We start from the raw sequence: 20,752 nt of genomic DNA on the forward strand, positions 1-20,752 counted from the left end.
TTTGCGCGGTGGCTGATCAGAGCGCGTCGCTGGGTAACGGGTGAGTGGCAAACCAGGCTTGCGCCTCCAGGTCCAGGACGGCGATACCCTGGAAATTCATGACGCGCAGTCCGCGCTCATCGCCTCGGTGGTACAGCGAACGGAAGATCCGCCCGGGCCACAGCCGCCGTCGCAACAGGCCGCTGACTCGTCGGGTATGCCCGAACGGCGCGACCCAGTCGTTGATCCACAGGCGGTCGCCGCTGTCCCAATCCGCGGCAGGCAGGCAGACGGCTGGTTCGCGCAGGTAGCGCGCCTCGGCCTCGGCACTGAGGTTGAGCCACGACAGGAAAAACACCGGGCGCCCCGCTTCGCTGATCAGGATGAACTGACGGCGCTTGATCGCCGGCAGCAACAGGGTCGACAGGCTGTGCAATGGCGCATCGCGATGCGCCGCCGAGTGCATCCACAACCACACCGCCGAACCCAGCACTTGGGCTTCGTCGATGGGACTGTCGGGCCCCGTGGGCGCGAGCACTTCGAGGGTGTCATCCGACATGCTGGCCTCCTTCAAAATGACCAGTTGGCGCTGAAGCCACTGGTCACGTCGGCGGTCTGGAAACCCTTGGGTTTTTCCAGAGGTTTGCCGGTGTAGATGTCATAGGAAAACTGCTTGTAGCCGCCGCGCAGGCCTACCACCGCACCGGCCAGGCGGCGACCCAGCAAGTACTCGGTGGAATGCCCGCCAACCTGGCCGTAATCCACGCCCAGATAGAGCTCCTGACCGGTGTTGCCCAGGCTCAGGCCGAGGTCGTTGCTGAAGGTCCAGCCGCGTTCGGCCGACAGAATCTGCTCGCCATCAAAGCCGCGCACGGTGTAGCGCCCACCGATTGAAAAGCGGTCCTGGGGAATCAGCGGCGTGCGGTTCCATTGCCCGCGCCAGCCGCCGATGTAACGCAGCTTCTGCTGGCCGACGCTGAACGGCACTTGCAATTGCGCGTTGGCGGTAATGATCTGCGAGCGCGACGTGCCTTCGCCGTTTTCTTCCTCGGGCGCGCGCAAGGCATCGCGCGCACCGGTGCCACGGCGATAGCCGACGCCAAGGTCGAGGGTGTTCGCACCGATGAATTCACGGTGATTGATCCCGGCCTGCCAACCGGCCATGCGCCGGCGCTGAAATTCGATTTCGGTGTCTTCGATGTAGTTGCTGGAGGTACGGCTCCAGCCACCGAGGGACACGGTGGTCTTACGCACCGCGTCGCGATAGATCACGCGCGACAGCTGCACCTCATTGGTCCGGCTGCGGCCGCTGTAGGAATACGCCTGGTTAACCCCGGCGATCGTCTGGTGGTAGTCGTATTCGCTGGAGGTCAGGCTCAACTGCCAATAGTCGTAGGGCACCGAATAGTGAATGGTGTGGCCCTTGGACCCACGGTCGCCGCTTTCGCCGCCGCCGAGGTCGTGGTTGAAGCTGATGTAGAACAGGTCGTTGAGGGTCGCCAGGTTATCCAGCGACAGCGCGACGTTGCCCTGGTACTTGCCGGTCTGCTTGCTGCCGGAGTCGTCCACCGACAGGCTGACCCGCACGGGCACGGCCTGCTTCCAGGCGATCACCACATCGCTTTCACCTGGCTGCGCATCGGCGCCTTCGGCGGGGGTGATCTGTACGTCGGCTTCGGCGGTGGGCACGCGCTTGAAGTTTTCCAGCGCCTGTTCGATGTCGCGCAGGTTCAGCACATCGCCATCGGACGCGGGCATCGCATTCCAATAGTTGGCGCGGGCCGAGGTGCCGGCGGCAAAACGGATGTGTTTGATCCGGCCGGGCACCACCACCAGGGACAGGGTGCCCTGATTCAAGTCCTGGGCCTGGGCCAGCACGCGAGTGGTAATAAAACCTTTGGCGATGATCGCATTCTGGATGCGCTTCATGGTCAGGTTGATCCCGCGCGCGCCAACACAACGCCCTTGCACTGGATCATCGGACGGGTTGGCGGCACGCAGGGCCCACTGGAAATCCTCGGCCTGGTCGCCACTGAGCACCACGCGGTCGATCTTGAAGCACGGCGTTTCATCGCGCGGCAGGCGCAGGCTGGCTTCGGTGTCTTGGGGCGCTTGCAGGCGAACGTCGGGCGACGGTTCCAGCTGCTCGCGTTGTGCACGCTCGCGCTGTTGCTGCTGGATCAATTGCTGGGCCGGCGCTTGCGGCTCGGCCGCAAACGCAGCCGCGCTGGCTAGCAAACCAACTGCAGTACAGGTGGAAACGCACGACTGCAGCAAAACTGATGGTTTTGTTCTAGATACAGCGACGAGAGACATTTCGCATCCTTGTGAGTGAAACTTCCTACATGCGCAGGCTTTGTCACCACAACGACACAAAAGTGCCCCAGCAAAACATGGCACTGTGACTTGATTCGCAAAAGCGGCCACTGCAGACCGCCATGACTGTCACATTGCAACGCTCTAACTCAAGGGTTATAGCGGTTTTTCAGGTGTGAAAATTAATCCTCAGTTTTTGTGCAATTTGCTCATCAATTGCGCCTCAGCCTGAGTCAAACCGCAGGATTGGGTCAGTTCATCCACCGTCGCACCCATGCCCACCAGCTTCGCTGCCTGGGCAAACGACAGGCTCGCAGGGTCGCGCTGCTCAATCTGCGCCAGCTTGTCCGGCAACGGCGCGAGGATGGCGCGCAGTTCATGCACCTCATCCCCGACCCTCACCGCACTTTGCTGGAAGTGATCAACCCGCTTGACCAACTCCAGAATGCGCCGGTCGCGCAGCGCATCGCGCTCGGCCTGTTGCATGGCCAATTCTCGCTGCTGGCGCACATAGCGCAGCATAAACGCCAGCGTCCCGGCCCACAGCAGGGCCAGGACAATCACTGCTGCTTCAAGGAACAATCAGATGTTCTCCAGATCCGACCACTCTTCTTCGCTCATCATCTTGTCCAGCTCAACCAGAATCAGCAGTTCGTTGTTCTTGTTGCACACGCCCTGAATGAACTTGGCTGATTCCTCGTTACCCACGTTCGGCGCGGTTTCCACTTCCGATTGGCGCAGGTAAACCACTTCGGCCACGCTGTCGACCATGATCCCGACCACTTGCTTGTCGGCTTCGATGATGACGATACGGGTGTTGTCGCTGACTTCGACGGTATCCAGGCCAAAACGCTGGCGGGTGTCGATCACCGTCACCACGTTGCCGCGCAGGTTGATGATGCCCAGCACGTAGCTCGGCGCACCTGGAACCGGGGCGATCTCGGTGTAGCGCAGCACTTCCTGCACGCGCATCACGTTAATGCCGTAGGTTTCGTTGTCCAGTTTGAAGGTAACCCATTGCAGGATCGGATCATCCAAACCTTGTGCAGATGCTGACTTATTCATACCCATGACCCCTTCAAATGCCGTTACCAACGGCGTGTGTGCTTCGTCGACCGCACTCGCGTGCGGCCCTTATTGTTCAATCAACTGCGTATGTTCACGGGCATCGACTTGACGGCACCGCTGGCGATCAACTCGGCCAGTTCGGCGACGTCGAGCAACGCGCACATGTGTTCGATTACGGTGCCCGCCAGCCAAGGCCGCTGGCCCCGGTGGCTGCGCCATTTGATTTCGTTAGGGTCCAGGCGCAACGAGCGGCTGACTTGATGCACCGCCAGCCCCCACTCGTAACCCTGCACCGAGATCACGTATTGCAGGCCTTGGCGGAAGTCGTCGCGGTAGCGATCGGGCATCACCCAGCGCGCGGTGTCCAGTACCTTGAGATTACCGGCCTGGCTCGGCAGGATTCCGAGGAACCACTCCGGTTGCCCGAACAGCGGCGTCAGTTCCTGGCCGGCCAGGGAGTAGATCGAGCCCAGGCACACCAGCGGCACCGCAAGGGTCAAGCCGGCGACGTCGAACAGCAGGCATTCGAAAGGCTCCGCCGCCCAGGCCGGACGACCATCGCCGCTCACGGGCGGCGGCGTAATATTCGGTGGCAGGTGCACTTCCACCACGGGCTCGACCACCACCGGCGCGACGGGCATGACCACCGGGACGGCGACCGGCACGATCACCGGCGCGACGTAGGCATCACGCGCCTGCTCTTCCAATACGGCCAACTGGAACTCATCCAGGGTACTGGACGACGGTTCTTCTACCGCAGGTTCCAGGACCAGGATCGGTTCCGGCAATTCTTCTGCAGTGGCTTCCTGCAACAAGGCATCCAGGTAGGATTCCAGTGCCAGTTGCGGCCGGGTCTTGAGTTCGACAGGACGATTCATCACGCCACCTGCGCAACAAGCTGCTGGGACAGCAGGTGCTTGAGCAATGCGCGGTAGGCCAACACACCACGGCTTTTACCGTCGAACTGCGAAGGCGTCAGCCCGGCGCGGCTGGCATCGCGCAGGCGCGTGTCCACCGGGATGTAGCCGTTCCAGATGGTCTGCGGATAGGCGTCACGCAATACGCGCAACGTGCCCAGGGACGCCTGAGTACGGCGATCGAACAAGGTCGGCACAATGCTGTACGGCAGCGCCTGTTTACGCGAGCGGTTGATCATCGCCAAGGTGCTGACCATGCGTTCCAGGCCTTTGACCGCCAGGTGCTCGGTCTGCACCGGGATCACCAACTGCTGGCTGGCCGCCAAGGCATTGACCATGAGCACGCCGAGCAACGGCGGGCTGTCGATGATCGCGTAATCGAAGTCCTGCCACAGTTGCGCCAGGGTCTTGGCGATCACCAGGCCCAGGCCGCTCTGCCCCGGCGACTGGCGCTCAAGGGTGGCCAGCGCGGTGCTGGACGGCAGCAGGGAAATGCTCTCGTTACTGGTCGGCAGCAGCAGTTGGCCGGGCAAGTCGCTCGGCACGCTGCCCTTGTGCAGGAACAGGTCATAGTTGCTGTGCTCCAGCGCGTCCGGGTCGTAACCGAAATAGCTGGTCATCGAGCCGTGGGGGTCGAGGTCGACCACGACCACACGCTTGCCCGCCTCGGCCAGCAAGCCGGCTAAAGCGATGGAGGTGGTGGTCTTGCCGACTCCACCTTTTTGATTGGCAACTGCCCAGACTCTCATTCGGATGGTTCCTCCCGGTGGGCACGTGCGCGACCGAGACATTGCATAGGTTATTGAGCCGGTGACGGAGAATTGACGGCACTCTGCCGAACCGGCGGCTTTGCAGGGGCCGGTGCAGTTTGTGTGCCAGCGCGCCTCAAGGCCGCATCCGGTGTTGCATTGGCGGTGCCGGTGCCGGTCAGGCTACGGCGCACATCCAGGTTGCGTGAGACGACCAACACCACCCGACGGTTGCGCGCGCGGCCTTCCAGGGTGGCGTTATTGGCCACCGGCTGAAACTCGCCATACCCCACCGACGCCAGGCGCCCGGGGTTCACACCCTGCATCGCGAGCATACGCACGATGCTGGCGGCACGGGCCGAGGACAGCTCCCAGTTGGTCGGGTACTGCGCGGTGCTGATCGGCACATTGTCGGTAAAACCTTCGACGTGGACCGGGTTTTCAAACGGTTTGAGGATCGCCGCCACCTTGTCGATGATGGTGAACGCCTGGTCGCTGGGCAACGCATCGGCACTGGCGAACAGCAGGCTGGAATTGAGCTCGATCTCCACCCACAACTCATTGCCGCGCACGGTCATCTGGTTGGAGCTGATCAGGTCGCCAAACGCGGCACTGATGTCATCGGCGATGCTTTTCAGCGGGTCGCTGGTGCCGCCCACGCCGGCCGCGGTTTCGTCGCTGTCGTTGACCAGCGGCTTGGCCGGGGTGACGCTCTTGGGCCGCTCTTCGCCAATGGGGATCGGCTTGAGCGAACGGTCGGCGTCGTTGAACACGCCGATCAGCGCCTGGGAAATGACTTTGTACTTGCCTTCGTTGATCGACGAGATGGAGTACATCACCACGAAAAATGCGAACAGCAAGGTGATGAAGTCCGCATAGGACACCAGCCACCGCTCGTGGTTGACGTGTTCCTCAGGCTCGCGACGGCGACGGCTCATTGGCATTACTCCCCATCAATCCATGAAGCCCTGAAGCTTCAATTCGATGGAGCGCGGGTTCTCGCCCTCGGCAATCGAGAGAATGCCTTCGAGCAGCATCTCGCGGTAACGGGACTGGCGCATGGCAATGGATTTGAGCTTGCTCGCTACCGGCAACAGCACCAGGTTGGCACTGGCCACACCATAGATAGTCGCGACGAACGCCACGGCGATGCCGCTGCCCAATTGCGAAGGGTCGGCCAGATTGCCCATCACGTGGATCAGGCCCATGACTGCACCGATGATGCCGATGGTCGGCGCGTAGCCGCCCATGCTTTCAAACACTTTGGCGGCGTTGATGTCGCGGCTTTCCTGGGTGTAGAAATCCACTTCCAGGATGCTGCGGATCGCTTCCGGCTCGGCACCGTCGACCAACAACTGCAGGCCTTTACGCGAGTAGCTGTCGGGCTCGGCATCGGCCACGCCTTCCAGGCCCAGCAGGCCTTCCTTGCGTGCGGTGAGGCTCCAGTTGACCACCCGGTCGATGCCACCGGCCAAGTCGACACGTGGCGGGAAGATGATCCAGATCACGATCTGCATCGCACGCTTGAACGAGCTCATCGGTGACTGCAACAACGCAGCGCCCACGGTGCCGCCAATCACGATCAGCGCCGCCGGGCCGTTGGCCAGGGCGCCGAGGTGGCCGCCTTCGAGGTAGTTGCCGCCGATAATGGCGACAAACGCCATGATGATGCCGATCAGGCTCAATACATCCATCAGAGGCAGGCCTCCACCAGATGCTTGCCGATGTCGTCCAGGCTGTAAACGGCGTCGGCCAGGTCAGCCTTGACGATGGCCATGGGCATGCCATAGATCACGCAACTGGCTTCGTCCTGGGCCCAGATCGCACTGCCGCCCTGCTTCAGCAGGCGCGCGCCTTCACGACCGTCGGCGCCCATGCCGGTGAGCACCACCGCCAGAACTTTGTCACCGTAGGACTTGGCCGCCGAACCGAAGGTAATGTCCACGCACGGCTTGTAGTTGAGGCGCTCGTCACCCGGAAGGATTTTGATCGCGCCACGGCCATCGACCATCATCTGCTTGCCGCCTGGGGCCAGCAGCGCCAGGCCAGGGCGCAGGATGTCGCCATCCTCGGCTTCCTTGACGCTGATGCGGCATAACTTGTCCAGACGCTCGGCAAACGCTTTGGTGAACGCCGCTGGCATGTGCTGGATCAACACGATCGGCGCCGGGAAGTTGGCCGGCAATTGGGTCAATACGCGCTGCAAGGCCACCGGGCCACCGGTGGAAGTCCCAATGGCAACCAGCTTGTAAGCCTTGCGCTTGGGCGCTGGCGAATGGGCATGCGCGGCAGCCGGTGCTGACGTGCGTACCGGCGGCGGCGCAGGCCGGGTAACCGGGGCAGGCGCCGGGCGACTGAACGAGGAACTGGTGGGCGCAGACGGCGCAGCTACCGGCGCCGGGGCGGGTGCTGGGGCGCTGAACAGGCTGCGACGGTTACTGCGGGAAATACTGTGGACTTTCTCGCACAGCAGTTGCTTGACCTTATCGGGGTTGCGCGAGATGTCTTCGAAATTCTTCGGCAGGAAGTCCACCGCACCGGCATCCAGCGCGTCGAGGGTCACTCGGGCACCTTCATGGGTCAGCGAGGAGAACATCAATACCGGGGTCGGGCAGCGTTGCATGATGTGCCGAACTGCCGTGATGCCATCCATCATCGGCATCTCGTAGTCCATGGTGATCACGTCCGGCTTTAGTGCAATGGCTTGATCAATCGCCTCTTTACCGTTGGTGGCCGTACCGACCACCTGGATGCTTGGATCGGCGGAAAGAATTTCCGAGACGCGGCGGCGGAAGAAACCCGAATCGTCCACCACCAGGACCTTGACTGCCATAAACACTCCGTTAGGCGGGGCGGGCATTACCGCCCTGCCCCGCCAGAATCAAATACGCCGTGCGGCGTAACGCTTGAGCATGCTCGGAACATCGAGAATCAGCGCGATCCGACCGTCACCGGTAATGGTCGCACCCGACATGCCCGGGGTTCCCTGCAGCATTTTGCCCAAAGGCTTGATGACCACTTCTTCCTGGCCAACCAGTTGATCGACGACAAAGCCGATCCGCTGAGTGCCCACCGAGAGAATCACCACATGGCCTTCGCGCTGCTCCTCATGGGCAGCCGATGCAACCAGCCAGCGCTTGAGGTAGAACAACGGCAGCGCTTTATCACGCACGATCACCACTTCCTGACCGTCCACCACGTTGGTGCGCGACAGGTCGAGGTGGAAGATCTCGTTGACGTTGACCAACGGGAAGGCGAACGCCTGGTTGCCCAGCATCACCATCAGGGTCGGCATGATCGCCAAGGTCAACGGCACCTTGATGACGATCTTGGAGCCCTGGCCCTTGGTCGAGTAGATGTTGATCGAGCCATTGAGCTGGCTGATCTTGGTCTTCACCACGTCCATGCCCACGCCACGGCCCGACACGTCGGAAATCTCGGTCTTGGTCGAGAAGCCAGGGGCGAAGATCAGGTTGTAGCACTCGGTGTCGGTCAGGCGGTCGGCGGCGTCCTTGTCCATCACGCCACGCTTGACGGCGATATTGCGCAAGATCGCCGGGTCCATGCCCTTGCCGTCATCGGTGATCGACAGCAGGATGTGGTCGCCTTCTTGCTCCGCCGCCAGAATCACCTTGCCGCCACGGGACTTGCCCGAGGCTTCGCGTTCTTCAGGGGTTTCGACGCCGTGATCGACAGCGTTGCGCACCAAGTGGACCAGCGGGTCGGCCAGGGCCTCGACAAGGTTTTTGTCGAGGTCGGTTTCTTCACCCACCAGTTCCAGGTTGATCTCTTTCTTCAGCTGGCGCGCCAGGTCACGAACCAGGCGCGGGAAGCGGCCGAAGACTTTCTTGATCGGCTGCATCCGGGTTTTCATCACCGCGGTTTGCAGGTCAGCCGTCACCACGTCGAGGTTCGACACGGCCTTCTGCATGGCTTCATCGCCACTGCTCAAGCCCAGGCGCACCAGGCGGTTACGCACCAGTACCAGCTCGCCGACCATGTTCATGATGTCGTCCAGACGCGCGGTATCAACCCGCACGGTGGTTTCGGCTTCACTGGCCGGTTTTTCCGCCGGTGGTGGCGCAGCCGCACGCGCAGGAGCTGGAGCCGGGGCTGCGGGCTTGGCCGCTGCCACAGGCGCAGCCGCTTTAGCAGCAGCCGGTGCTGCCGTGGCGACTGCAGCCGCTGGGGCGACTTCGCTGAACTTGCCCTTGCCGTGCAAATCATCCAGCAGCGCTTCGAATTCGTGATCAGAGATCAACCCATCGTCCGCAGGCTTGGCACTGGCAGCCGCCGCAGCAGCAGGCGCTGCCGCCACTTCCGGCAGGGCGTCGACCGCAAACGTGCCTTTGCCGTGCAACTGGTCAAGCAAGGCTTCGAATTCGTCATCGGTGATGTCGGTGCTGGCCGGGGCCGCAGGCGCTTCGGCAGCCGCGACAGGCGCCACCGCATCGGCGGCGAACTGGCCTTTGCCGTGCAACTGGTCGAGCAGGGATTCGAACTCGGCGTCGGTGATGTCTTCACTGGTCGGTGCCGCTGCCGGGGCAACGGCGGCCGGTGCTTCAGCTTCGGCCTTGACGGCACTGAGGGAGTTGAGCAGTTGTTCGAACTCGTTGTCCGTCACATCCGCTTCAGGCTCCGCCACCGGCTCAGGCGCGGCCTCAACCACCGGCGCTGCCGTGGTGTCGGCTGGCTCTGCATAGCGCGCCAGGGCGGCCAGCAGTTCCGGGGTGGCCGCCGTGATCGGGGCACGTTCGCGAACTTCGCTGAACATGCCGTTGACCGCATCCAGTGCTTCGAGAATCACGTCCATCAATTCCGAATCAACGTGACGCTCACCCTTGCGCAGGATGTCGAAAACGTTCTCGGCGATGTGGCAGCACTCCACCAGCTCATGGAGCTGGAGGAAGCCGGCGCCCCCTTTTACAGTATGAAAACCGCGAAAAATTGCATTGAGCAGGTTCGCATCATCCGGTCGGCTTTCCAGCTCGACCAGTTGTTCGGACAGTTGCTCTAAAATTTCGCCGGCCTCTACAAGGAAATCCTGAAGGATCTCTTCATCGGCGCCGAAGCTCATGTGGGTGCTCCTTAGAAGCCTAAACTGGATAACAGGTCATCTACGTCATCCTGACCTGACACAACGTCTTCACGTTTATCGGCATGAATCTGCGGACCTTCACCCTTGGCGAGATGTTTTTGTGGATCTTTTTCAGAGAGGATCGCTTCGCGGTCATGTTCGATGCCGGCAAAACGGTCTACCTGGCCAGCCATGAGCACCAATTTGAGCAAATTGCTTTCCACTTCGGTAACCAACTGGGTTACACGTTTGATCACCTGACCGGTGAGGTCCTGGTAATCCTGGGCCAGCAGAATGTCATTGAGGTTGCTGGAAACCGTGCGGTTTTCCTGTTCGCTGCGCGACAGAAAACCGTCGACCCGACGGGCCAATTCACGAAACTCTTCGGCCCCGACTTCGCGACGCATGAAGCGGCCCCAGTCAACGCTGAGGGCCTGGGCTTCATTGGCCATGCCGTTGACCAGAGGCGTGGCATTTTCCACCAGGTCCATGGTGCGGTTAGCCGCGGCTTCGGTCAGCCTGACCACATAGGACAGGCGTTCGGTGGCATCAGTGATCTGCGAGATTTCTTCGGCCTGGGGCATGTGCGGGTCAATCTGAAAATTGACGATCGCACTGTGCAGCTCGCGTGTGAGCTTGCCCACTTCCTGGTACAGGCCGCGGTCACGGGTCTGGTTGAGCTCATGGATCAACTGCACCGCGTCGCCGAAGTGGCCTTTTTCAAGGCTGTCGACCAACTGGTGAGCATGCTTTTTCAGGGTCGACTCAAAGTCTCCCTGTGACGTTTCTTTATGCTCCATAGCTCCCCCGCGATGGCATTAGCCGTGGATGCGTTCAAAGATCTTTTCGATCTTCTCTTTCAAGGCCTGTGCAGTGAATGGCTTGACTACGTAACCGTTGACCCCGGCCTGGGCGGCTTCGATGATCTGTTCACGCTTGGCTTCGGCGGTCACCATCAACACGGGAAGGCTGCGCAGTTTTTCGTCGGCACGCACGTGGCGCAACAAGTCGATACCGGTCATGCCCGGCATGTTCCAGTCTGTTACCAGAAAGTCGATGCTCCCGCTGTTGAGGATCGGAATCGCCGTAAGGCCGTCATCCGCCTCGACCGTGTTTGTGAACCCAAGGTCACGCAACAGGTTTTTTATGATCCGCCGCATCGTTGAGAAGTCATCAACGATGAGGATTTTCATGTTCTTGTCCAATTCGACCTCCAAGCAGTCTTAAACGCGCCCAGCACCTGGACGCGCCATTTCAATCAACAGGCATTACACAAAAAGGACTGCCGGGGGCACCACGGATCGAACCCACGAAGGCCTATCACCTTCGCGGTATCGCTTTGCAATGCTCCCCACACTGCCTGTCAGCGCGCTCGCCACTCTCCCAAACGCCCCCGCAAGCGGGCTGCGCATTGGCTGTGCAACTGGCTGACACGCGATTCGCTGACCCCCAGGACCTCACCGATTTCCTTGAGGTTCAGCTCTTCGTCGTAATACAGCGCCAACACTAACCGCTCGCGCTCGGGCAAGTTGGCAATGGCGTCCGCCAATGCACCCTGGAAGCGTTCATCTTCCAGGTCGCGTGACGGTTCCATATGCGCGCTCGCGCCGTCCTCGTGCAGCCCTTCGTGTTCGCCGTCCTGCAACAGGTCGTCGAAACTGAACAGGCGGCTGCCCAAGGTATCGTTCAAAATCCCGTAATAATCGTCGAGACTCAATTGGAGTTCGGCCGCAACTTCATGATCTTTAGCGTCGCGACCGGTTTTTGCTTCAATTGCACGAATTGCGTCGCTGACCATGCGCGTATTTCGGTGCACCGAACGCGGCGCCCAATCACCTTTACGCACCTCATCAAGCATCGCGCCACGGATACGGATACCCGCATACGTCTCGAAACTCGCGCCTTTGCTGGCATCGTATTTGGTCGACACTTCGAGCAAGCCGATCATGCCGGCCTGGATCAGGTCCTCGACCTGCACGCTGGCGGGCAGGCGAGCCAGCAAGTGATAGGCGATACGCTTGACCAGCGGCGCATAGCGCTCAATCAACTCACCCTGACTGTCACGGGCAGATTTCTTGTAGGCGTTGTAGCCATTCGCTGTCATAGCACCGGTCCTGCGCTCGTCTGATGTACCAATCGCTCGACGAAAAACTCCAGATGCCCACGAGGGTTGGCGGGCAACGGCCAGGTATCGACCTTCTGGGCAATAGCCTTGAACGCCAATGCGCATTTGGAACGAGGGAACGCTTCGTAGACTGCACGCTGCTTTTGCACAGCCTTGCGCACGCACTCGTCGTAGGGAACTGCACCGACGTATTGTAAGGCGACATCGAGGAAGCGATCCGTGACCTTGGTCAACTTGGCGAACAGATTGCGCCCTTCCTGCGGACTCTGGGCCATGTTGGCCAGGACGCGGAAGCGGTTCATGCCGTAGTCACGGTTAAGCAGTTTGATCAGGGCGTAGGCGTCGGTGATCGAGGTGGGTTCATCGCAGACCACCAGCAGGACTTCCTGCGCGGCGCGCACAAAGCTGACCACGGACTCGCCGATCCCGGCGGCGGTGTCGATCACCAGCACGTCGAGGTTGTCGCCGATATCACTGAATGCCTGGATCAGGCCGGCATGCTGCGCCGGGCTCAGGTGCACCATGCTCTGGGTACCGGAGGCAGCCGGCACGATGCGGATCCCGCCAGGGCCCTGGAGCAGCACGTCGCGCAGCTCACAGCGCCCCTCGATCACATCGGCAAGGGTGTGTTTGGGCGTCAGTCCCAGCAGAACGTCGACGTTCGCCAGCCCCAGGTCAGCATCCAGCAGCATGACGCGACGGCCAAGCTCTGCCAGGGCCAGGGACAAATTCACTGACACGTTAGTCTTTCCGACGCCACCTTTGCCGCCGGTCACCGCGATCACCTGTACGGGATGCATGCTGCCCATTTTATTTCTTTACCTTGTCTTGCTTAGACGCAGGCTACATGGCTTGGCCGCGTGAATCGCTTGCAGACCATCAATGTAGGTACATTTCACGGTGTTCATCCTGACTTCAACCGACCCGTTTTGCCGGGTTGTGGTAGAGGTCGGCGAACATATCGGCCATCGCTTCCTCGCTAGGCTCTTCTTGCATTTGCACGCTGACGGCACGGCTGACCAACTGATGACGGCGCGGCAGATGAAGATCATCCGGGATCCGCGGCCCGTCGGTCAGGTAGGCAACCGGTAATTCATGACTGATAGCCAGGCTCAACACTTCACCCAGGCTGGCGGTCTCATCCAGTTTCGTGAGGATGCAACCGGCCAGGCCACAGCGTTTGTAGCTATGGTACGCAGCGGTAAGAACCTGTTTTTGGCTGGTGGTTGCAAGCACCAGGTAATTTTTCGACTTGATGCCACGCCCGGCCAGGGTTTCCAGTTGCATGCGCAACGCCGGGTCGCTGGCTTGCAAGCCGGCGGTGTCGATCAGCACCACGCGCTTGCGCAGCAGCGGATCGAGGGCGTTGGCCAGGGACTGGCCCGGGTCGACGTGGGTCACCGGTACATTGAGGATGCGGCCCAACGTCTTGAGCTGCTCCTGGGCGCCGATCCGGTAGCTGTCCATGCTCACCAGCGCGATATTATTCGCGCCGTACTTGAGCACATAACGCGCTGCCAGCTTGGCGAGGGTGGTGGTCTTGCCCATGCCGGCAGGGCCGACCATGGCGATCACACCGCCCTCTTCCAGGGGTTCGATTTCCGGGGTAGCGATCATCCGCGCCAGGTGGGCCAGCAACATGCGCCAGGCCTGGCGTGGTTCTTCGATTTCGGTGGTCAGGGCCAGCAGGTCGCGGGACAACGGGCCGGACAAGCCAATGCGTTGCAGGCGACGCCACAGGTTGGCCTGTTGCGGTTTGCTGCCTTGCAGCTGCGTCCAGGCCAGCGAGCCGAGCTGCACTTCCAGCAGTTCGCGCAGGCCGTTGAGCTCAAAGCGCATCGAGTCGAACACACGCTGGTCAACTGCGGCGGCCGGGGCTGGCGCGGCAGGACGCGGCGGCTCGACGAAGGTCGGCTCAACCAGTGGTTCGGCAGCGGTCAGCGGCAGCCCGGCGAACAACTGGCGATTGGTGGTGGTATCGCTGTCGCCACGCATGCTCAGCTCAGCCTGGGCCGAGACGATGCGCGAAGCGGTCTTGCGCAGCTCGTCTTCGAGCTCCATGTTCGGTACACGCGGCGCCAGCGCCGAGGGGGTGTAATCCAGGGCAGCCGTCAGCTCGACACCGCCGGCAATACGACGGTTACCGATAATCGCGGCGTCGGCGCCCAGCTCATCACGGACCAGTTTCATGGCCTGACGCATATCGGCGGCGAAAAAACGCTTAACTTGCATAACCCACTACCCTCAGCCGTTGGGCCCTACTGTCGCGACGATAGTCACTTGCTTGTTGTCAGGAATTTCCTGATAAGCCAAAACGTGCAAATTCGGTACTGCCAAGCGTCCAAACCGCGACAACATCGCGCGGACCGGACCTGCCACCAGCAGAATCACCGGTTGGCCCTGCATTTCCTGACGCTGTGCGGCGTCGATCAACGAACGCTGCAGCTTTTCAGCCATGCTTGGCTCCAGCAGAACGCCCTCTTCCTGGCCTTGTCCTGCCTTCTGAATACTATTGAGCAATATTTGTTCCAACCTTGGTTCCAAGGTGATCACAGGCAGCTCAGAGTCAAGCCCTACAATGCTTTGCACGATTGCACGGGACAATCCGACACGCACCGCAGCCACCAGCGCGGCGGTATCTTGACTCTTGGCGGCGTTGTTGGCGATGGCCTCGGCAATGCTGCGAATGTCGCGTACCGGTACCTGTTCGGCCAGCAGCGCTTGCAGCACCTTGAGCAATTGCGACAGCGACAGCACGCCGGGCACCAGCTCTTCCGCCAGTTTTGGCGAGGCTTTGCCCAGTAAGCCCATCAATTGCTGGACTTCTTCGTGGCCGATGAGCTCGTGGGAGTGCTTGTACAGAATCTGGTTGAGGTGGGTCGCGACCACCGTGCTGGCGTCCACCACGGTATAGCCCAGTGACTGCGCCTGGCTGCGCTGGCTGATTTCGATCCACACCGCCTCCAGGCCGAAAGCCGGATCTTTGGCGGTAATGCCGTTGAGGCTGCCGAACACCTGGCCTGGGTTGATCGCCAACTCGCGATCCGGATAGATCTCGGCTTCAGCCAGGATCACCCCCATCAGGGTCAGGCGGTAGGCGCTCGGAGCCAGATCGAGGTTGTCGCGGATGTGCACGGTGGGCATCAGGAAGCCCAGGTCCTGCGAGAGCTTCTTGCGCACACCCTTGATCCGCGCGAGCAATTGGCCGCCTTGGTTGCGGTCCACCAGCGGGATAAGGCGATAGCCAACTTCCAGGCCGATCATGTCGATGGGGGTCACGTCGTCCCAGCCCAACTCCTTGGTTTCCTGGGCGCGGGCTGGCGATGGCAGCAGTTCTTGTTGACGCGCAACTTCTTGCAGGGCTTGGACCTTGACCGCGTTTTGCTTCTTCCAGAACAGGTAGGCACCACCGCCCGCCATGGCCGCCATGCTCAGGAACGACACATGGGGCATGCCCGGGACAATGCCCATGATCGCCATGATGCCCGCCGCCACGGCCAACGCCTTGGGCGATGCAAACATCTGCCGGCTGATCTGCTTGCCCATGTCTTCGGAGCCCGACGCACGGGTCACCATGATGGCTGCAGCTGTAGATAACAACAGTGATGGCAATTGCGCCACTAAACCGTCACCGATGGTCAGCAAGGCGTACACCTTGCCCGCATCGCCGAAGGTCATGCCGTGCTGAAAGATACCGACGGCCATGCCGCCGATCAGGTTGATGAACAGAATCAACAGGCCAGCGATGGCGTCACCGCGCACGAATTTGCTGGCACCGTCCATGGAGCCGTAGAACTCGGCTTCCTGGGCCACTTCCAGGCGGCGGGTCTTGGCTTGATTCTGGTCGATCAGACCGGCGTTGAGGTCGGCGTCGATGGCCATTTGTTTGCCGGGCATGGCGTCGAGGGTAAAGCGTGCGCTCACCTCGGAAATCCGCCCGGCGCCCTTGGTGACCACCACGAAGTTAATGATCATCAGGATCGCGAACACCACGATACCGACCACGTAGTTACCGCCGATCACCACCTCACCGAAGGCCTGGATCACCTTACCGGCGGCCGCGTGGCCGTCCTGGCCGTGGAGCATGACCACGCGGGTGGACGCCACGTTGAGCGCCAGCCGCAGCAGGGTCGCCACCAGCAGGATCGTCGGGAATACCGCAAAGTCCAGCGGCCGCAGGGCGTAAACACACACCAACAGGACCACGACCGACAACGCAATGTTGAAGGTGAAGAACACGTCCAGCAGGAACGGCGGCATCGGCAACATCATCATTGCCAGCATCACCAGCAACAACAACGGCACACCCAGATTGCCCCGCGAGAGGTCAGTCAGGGTCGTACGGGCCGTGCCGAGCATTTGAGAGCGATCCACCACCGGTATTCCTCGTTTCCTTGAAGCAAACTTTTGACGCCGGAAGGCGTCCTGGAGGCGGTATTGCAAGAAGCCTTCCAACTTTTGCTTTAAAAAACGCGGATTGCTCCCAAGCACGCTGGAGCACTATCAGGCCGGGCAATTCAACTGACGATTTGCACTTCGGTAGCCTGATCACCCTTTTGACCTGTTTCTACTTTGAACTCCACTTTCTGCCCCTCCTCAAGGGTTTTATAGCCCTCGCCCTTGATCGCCGAATAGTGGACGAAGAGATCTCCCCCACCATCCTGACTGATAAAGCCATAGCCTTTTTCCCCGTTAAACCACTTCACCGTACCTGTCGACATTGCCGCTCTCCTGACCTCGCTCAGCACACCACACGAGACTCACTGGATAATCTTGATATGGGACGCGAATACGCCCTCAGGGCGGTGGATCCTCGTAAATTGCACCCTTAGGCCCTCTCTGAGCCAAATCCCTGCAGAACTCGTGAGATCCACCAACACGTGTTCGTCGCCGCCATCCATAGCAATCATTCCCTCCCCTGTTTTGCGGTCGTATTCCTCGACCGTCCCTTTAACCACTTCCATTGCAACACCCTCTGCCTCACGCACAGCAATGTGCGTGGAAAACCCAGTGTTATGGAACCGCGATAAAGGGACGGCAGCTACTGTCAAAGTTGACAGGTAGACGACCGACAACGACGAGTGGTAGGGGGAAGGATGGAGCCGGGAGGGAGAGTTCGGGGCAGTTGATAATCAGGAGTCGCGGCGCAATTCCGGTGGGATCGGCAGATCCTTGAGCGGGTCCGGACGCTTGCCCTTGCCCGCGCGGTATTGGCGGATCTGATAGACATACGCCAACACCTGAGCCACGGCCAGGTAAAGCCCGGCGGGGATTTCCTGATCGAGATCGGTGGAGTAGAAGATCGACCGCGCCAGTTCCGGCGATTCGAGCAACAGAATGTCGTGGGCCACGGCGATTTCGCGGATTTTCAGCGCAGTAAAGTCGCTACCCTTGGCCAGCAGCATCGGTGCGCCGCCCTTCTCCGGGTCGTACTTGAGGGCCACGGCGTAGTGGGTCGGGTTGGTGATGACCACGTCGGCGTCGGGCACCGACGCCATCATCTTGCGCTGGGACATTTCCCGCTGCAGCTGGCGGATGCGTTGCTTGACCTCGGGCCGCCCTTCCTGATCCTTGTGTTCGTCGCGCACTTCCTGCTTGGTCATCAGCAGTTTTTTGTGGCTTTCCCACAGCTGGATCGGCGCATCCACTGCCGCAATGATGATCAGCCCGGCGGCCATCCATAGCGCGCTCCAGCCGACCACTTGCACGCTGTGGATGATCGCCGACTCCAGCGGTTCGTGGGCGATAAGCAGCAGGTCGTCGATGTCGGACGACAACACCATCAGCGCCACAAACAGAATCAGGATGAACTTGGCCAGGGCCTTGAGCAGCTCCACCAGGGCCTTGGCGGAGAACATGCGCTTGAGCCCGGCCCCGGGGTTCATGCGGCTGAACTTGGGCGCCATGCTGCTCGCGGCAAACAGCCAGCCTCCGAGGGCTACCGGACCGATCAGCGCGGCCAGCAACAAGGTAATCAGGATGGGCTGCACCGCCAGGATCGCGATCTTGCCCGAGTGCAACAGGTATTGCCCCATCGCATCCGGGTTAAGCAACACCTCACGAGGCAAGGTGAAGTTGTGCTTCATCAGCTCCAGCAAGTCGAGCGCCAAACCACCGCCGTAGATCAGCAAGGCGCCGGCACCGGCCATCATGGTCGCAACGGTATTGAGCTCTTTGGAGCGCGCAATCTCGCCCTTTTCCCTGGAGTCCTTTTTACGTTTCTCCGTGGGGTCTTCTGTTTTGTCCTGACCACTCTCGCTCTCGGCCATGGCTCAGCGCGCCCGTGCCAGATCACGTAAGAACTGCAAGGCGTCGGTCGCCAGCGGTTGATACTGATTGAGAATGTCGGCCAGGCCGATCCAGAAAATCCCCATGCCCAATACCAGGGTCAACGGGAAACCAATCGAAAAGATGTTCAACTGCGGTGCCGCACGGGTCATCACGCCAAACGCGATGTTGACCACCAACAATGCGGTAATCGCCGGCAGTACCAGCAACAGCGAAGCCCCAAGCACCCAACCGAGGCGCCCGACCGTTTCCCAGAAGTGATTGACCACCAACCCCGACCCCACCGGCAAGGTGGTGAAGCTTTCGGTCAGCACCTCGAACGCCACCAGATGCCCGTTCATCGCCAGGAACAGCAAGGTCACCAGCATCGTCAGGAATTGCCCGATCACCGCGGCCGACACACCGTTAGTGGGGTCGACCATGGAGGCGAAGCCCATGCCCATCTGGATCGAGATGATTTGCCCGGCAATCACAAACGCCTGGAAGAACAGTTGCAGGGAAAACCCCAACATGGCACCGATCAGGACTTGTTCGGCGATCAGCATCAGGGCACTCAGGTCCAGGGCATTCACCGACGGCATGGGCGGCAAGCCCGGCACCAGCACCACCGTGATCGCCACCGCCAAATACAGGCGCACCCGGCGTGGCACCAGGGTCGTGCCGAACACCGGCATGGCCATCAACATGGCGGTCACGCGGAACAACGGCAGGATGAACGACGCCACCCACGTGCTGATCTGGGTGTCGGTCAATGCCAGCAGGGAATTCACCCGATCAGCCGATCAACTGAGGAATACTGCCGTACAGCTGCAGGATGTATTCCATAAAGGTTTGCACCAGCCACGGGCCGGCGACGATCAGGGTGATCAGCATCACCAGCAGGCGCGGCAGGAAGCTCAAGGTCTGTTCGTTGATCTGGGTGGCAGCCTGGAACATCGCCACCAGCAGGCCCACCAACAGGCTCGGCACCACCAGCACGGCAACCATCATGGTGGTCAGCCACAGCGCTTCTCGGAACAGGTCGACGGCTACTTCTGGCGTCATTGCGCTATACCCCGCCGAAACTGCCGGCCAGGGTGCCGATAATCAGCGCCCAACCGTCTACCAGCACAAACAGCATGATCTTGAACGGCAACGAGATGATCAGTGGTGACAGCATCATCATACCCATGGCCATCAGCACGCTCGCCACCACCAGGTCGATGATCAGGAACGGGATAAAGATCATGAAGCCGATCTGGAACGCGGTCTTCAACTCGGAAGTCACAAAGGCCGGTACGAGAATGGTCAGCGGCGCCTGGTCCGGGGTCGCGATGTCGGTACGCTTGGACAGGCGCATGAACAGCTCAAGGTCACTGGAGCGGGTCTGCGACAGCATGAAATCCTTGATAGGGACCTGTGCCCGGTCAATCGCCACCTGGGCGGTGATGGTTTCCGCCAGATAGGGCTGAAGGGCTTGCTGGTTCACCTTGTCGAACACCGGCGCCATGATGAACATGGTCAGAAACAACGCCATGCCGGTGAGGATCTGGTTCGACGGCGTCTGTTGCAGGCCAAGGGCCTGACGCAGGATCGAAAACACGATGATGATCCGCGTGAAGCTGGTCATCAGCATCACAAACGCCGGGATAAAACTCAGCGCGGTCATGATCAGCAGGATCTGCAGGCTGACCGAATACTCCTGGGCCCCGGCCGCGTTGGTACCCAGCGTAATCGCCGGGATCGACAACGGGTCGGCGGCAAACGCCAACGGCGCCGCCAGCCACAGCATGAGCGTCAATAACACGCGCATTACTTCTTATCCTTCTGATCCTTGCCCAGCAGTTCCATCAGGCGCTGAGCGAATTCGGGCGTGGCGGGCTTGGACTGATCCACGTTCACTGGGGTCTTGAGCACATGCAACGGGGTGATGCGGCCAGGAGTGAGGCCCAGCAGGATCTGCTCTTCACCCACTTGCACCAGCACCAGCCGATCACGCGGGCCGAGGGCGCGGGAGCCGATCATCTCGATCACCTGCGCGTTACCCGGACCCACCTGCTGTACGCGGCGCAACAGCCAGGCCAACACGAAGATCAGGCCAACCACCAGCAACAGCCCCAGCACCAGTTGGGTCAACTGGCCACCGAGGCCGCTGCCGACCGGCGCCGCCGCGGCGGCCGCCTGGGCCACCGGCTCTGCGGCCCAAGCGCCCAATGGCAGCGCGACCAACAGTCCCACCATCAGCCGCTTCATA

General features: G+C 60.9%; 22 protein-coding genes. All 22 read right to left on the reverse strand.

What is annotated here, in order from left to right; all coding sequences use genetic code 11:
- Positions 1-16: 16 nt before the first annotated feature.
- On the reverse strand, positions 17-538 hold the full coding sequence (locus LRO94_RS20200; RefSeq protein WP_032887925.1) for a toxin-activating lysine-acyltransferase: 522 nt from the start codon (positions 536-538) through the stop codon (positions 17-19).
- A gap of 11 nt (positions 539-549) precedes the next feature.
- Complete coding sequence (locus LRO94_RS20205; RefSeq protein WP_032887923.1) at positions 550-2,217, reverse strand: ShlB/FhaC/HecB family hemolysin secretion/activation protein; 1,668 nt, start codon at positions 2,215-2,217, stop codon at positions 550-552.
- 267 nt (positions 2,218-2,484) lie between these two features.
- On the reverse strand, positions 2,485-2,877 hold the full coding sequence (locus tag LRO94_RS20210; RefSeq protein WP_032887921.1) for a DUF2802 domain-containing protein: 393 nt from the start codon (positions 2,875-2,877) through the stop codon (positions 2,485-2,487).
- On the reverse strand, positions 2,878-3,360 hold the full coding sequence (locus LRO94_RS20215) for a chemotaxis protein CheW (protein WP_032887919.1): 483 nt from the start codon (positions 3,358-3,360) through the stop codon (positions 2,878-2,880).
- 80 nt (positions 3,361-3,440) lie between these two features.
- Positions 3,441-4,241 carry a CheW domain-containing protein gene (locus LRO94_RS20220; RefSeq protein WP_032887917.1) on the reverse strand — a complete coding sequence of 267 codons (801 nt, stop codon included), beginning with the start codon at positions 4,239-4,241 and terminating at the stop codon, positions 3,441-3,443.
- On the reverse strand, positions 4,241-5,029 hold the full coding sequence (locus LRO94_RS20225) for a ParA family protein (protein WP_032887915.1): 789 nt from the start codon (positions 5,027-5,029) through the stop codon (positions 4,241-4,243). Before LRO94_RS20225 ends, LRO94_RS20220 begins: the two co-directional genes overlap by 1 nt.
- A 50-nt stretch (positions 5,030-5,079) precedes the next feature.
- Positions 5,080-5,967, reverse strand: a complete 888-nt coding sequence (motD, locus tag LRO94_RS20230; protein ID WP_032887913.1) for a flagellar motor protein MotD — start codon at positions 5,965-5,967, stop codon at positions 5,080-5,082.
- A 15-nt stretch (positions 5,968-5,982) separates the two neighbouring features.
- A complete protein-coding gene (locus tag LRO94_RS20235) occupies positions 5,983-6,723 on the reverse strand; it encodes a flagellar motor protein (protein WP_032887912.1) in 741 nt (246 codons plus the stop codon).
- On the reverse strand, positions 6,723-7,862 hold the full coding sequence (locus LRO94_RS20240; RefSeq protein ID WP_032887910.1) for a protein-glutamate methylesterase/protein-glutamine glutaminase: 1,140 nt from the start codon (positions 7,860-7,862) through the stop codon (positions 6,723-6,725). Before LRO94_RS20240 ends, LRO94_RS20235 begins: the two co-directional genes overlap by 1 nt.
- A gap of 48 nt (positions 7,863-7,910) precedes the next feature.
- Positions 7,911-10,106, reverse strand: a complete 2,196-nt coding sequence (locus tag LRO94_RS20245) for a chemotaxis protein CheA (protein ID WP_122756988.1) — start codon at positions 10,104-10,106, stop codon at positions 7,911-7,913.
- Positions 10,107-10,117: 11 nt separating this feature from the next.
- Positions 10,118-10,906, reverse strand: a complete 789-nt coding sequence (locus tag LRO94_RS20250) for a protein phosphatase CheZ (RefSeq protein ID WP_032887907.1) — start codon at positions 10,904-10,906, stop codon at positions 10,118-10,120.
- 18 nt (positions 10,907-10,924) lie between these two features.
- Positions 10,925-11,299, reverse strand: coding sequence for a chemotaxis response regulator CheY (locus LRO94_RS20255; RefSeq protein WP_160385018.1), 375 nt, complete (start codon positions 11,297-11,299; stop codon positions 10,925-10,927).
- A gap of 170 nt (positions 11,300-11,469) precedes the next feature.
- Positions 11,470-12,210 (reverse strand): RNA polymerase sigma factor FliA, encoded by a 741-nt coding sequence (fliA, locus tag LRO94_RS20260; RefSeq protein ID WP_015885174.1) that lies wholly within the window; start codon positions 12,208-12,210, stop codon positions 11,470-11,472.
- A complete protein-coding gene (gene fleN / locus LRO94_RS20265) occupies positions 12,207-13,040 on the reverse strand; it encodes a flagellar synthesis regulator FleN (RefSeq protein ID WP_003192912.1) in 834 nt (277 codons plus the stop codon). Before fleN ends, fliA begins: the two co-directional genes overlap by 4 nt.
- Before the next feature lie 106 nt (positions 13,041-13,146).
- Positions 13,147-14,463, reverse strand: coding sequence for a flagellar biosynthesis protein FlhF (flhF, locus tag LRO94_RS20270; protein WP_032887905.1), 1,317 nt, complete (start codon positions 14,461-14,463; stop codon positions 13,147-13,149).
- Between the two features lie 12 nt (positions 14,464-14,475).
- The gene (gene flhA, locus LRO94_RS20275; protein WP_185160066.1) at positions 14,476-16,590 is read right to left on the reverse strand and encodes a flagellar biosynthesis protein FlhA; all 2,115 of its coding nucleotides are present in this window, start codon (positions 16,588-16,590) and stop codon (positions 14,476-14,478) included.
- A 158-nt stretch (positions 16,591-16,748) separates the two neighbouring features.
- Positions 16,749-16,952, reverse strand: a complete 204-nt coding sequence (locus LRO94_RS20280; RefSeq protein ID WP_032887903.1) for a cold-shock protein — start codon at positions 16,950-16,952, stop codon at positions 16,749-16,751.
- A gap of 411 nt (positions 16,953-17,363) precedes the next feature.
- A complete protein-coding gene (gene flhB / locus LRO94_RS20290; protein ID WP_032887899.1) occupies positions 17,364-18,500 on the reverse strand; it encodes a flagellar biosynthesis protein FlhB in 1,137 nt (378 codons plus the stop codon).
- Between the two features lie 3 nt (positions 18,501-18,503).
- Positions 18,504-19,289: a flagellar biosynthetic protein FliR gene (fliR, locus tag LRO94_RS20295; protein ID WP_032887898.1), complete on the reverse strand. Its 786-nt coding sequence runs from the start codon at positions 19,287-19,289 to the stop codon at positions 18,504-18,506.
- A gap of 4 nt (positions 19,290-19,293) precedes the next feature.
- Positions 19,294-19,563, reverse strand: coding sequence for a flagellar biosynthesis protein FliQ (gene fliQ / locus LRO94_RS20300; RefSeq protein ID WP_003214552.1), 270 nt, complete (start codon positions 19,561-19,563; stop codon positions 19,294-19,296).
- A 4-nt stretch (positions 19,564-19,567) separates the two neighbouring features.
- Entirely contained in the window at positions 19,568-20,311 is a 744-nt protein-coding gene (gene fliP, locus LRO94_RS20305; RefSeq protein WP_032887897.1) for a flagellar type III secretion system pore protein FliP, read from the reverse strand.
- On the reverse strand, positions 20,311-20,751 hold the full coding sequence (gene fliO / locus LRO94_RS20310; RefSeq protein ID WP_032887895.1) for a flagellar biosynthetic protein FliO: 441 nt from the start codon (positions 20,749-20,751) through the stop codon (positions 20,311-20,313). The genes fliP and fliO overlap by 1 nt, the downstream gene beginning before the upstream one ends.
- Between the last annotated feature and the right edge of the window lies 1 nt (position 20,752).

The organism is Pseudomonas sivasensis (assembly GCF_021391435.1).
GTDB classification, from domain to species: Bacteria; Pseudomonadota; Gammaproteobacteria; order Pseudomonadales; family Pseudomonadaceae; genus Aquipseudomonas; species Aquipseudomonas sivasensis.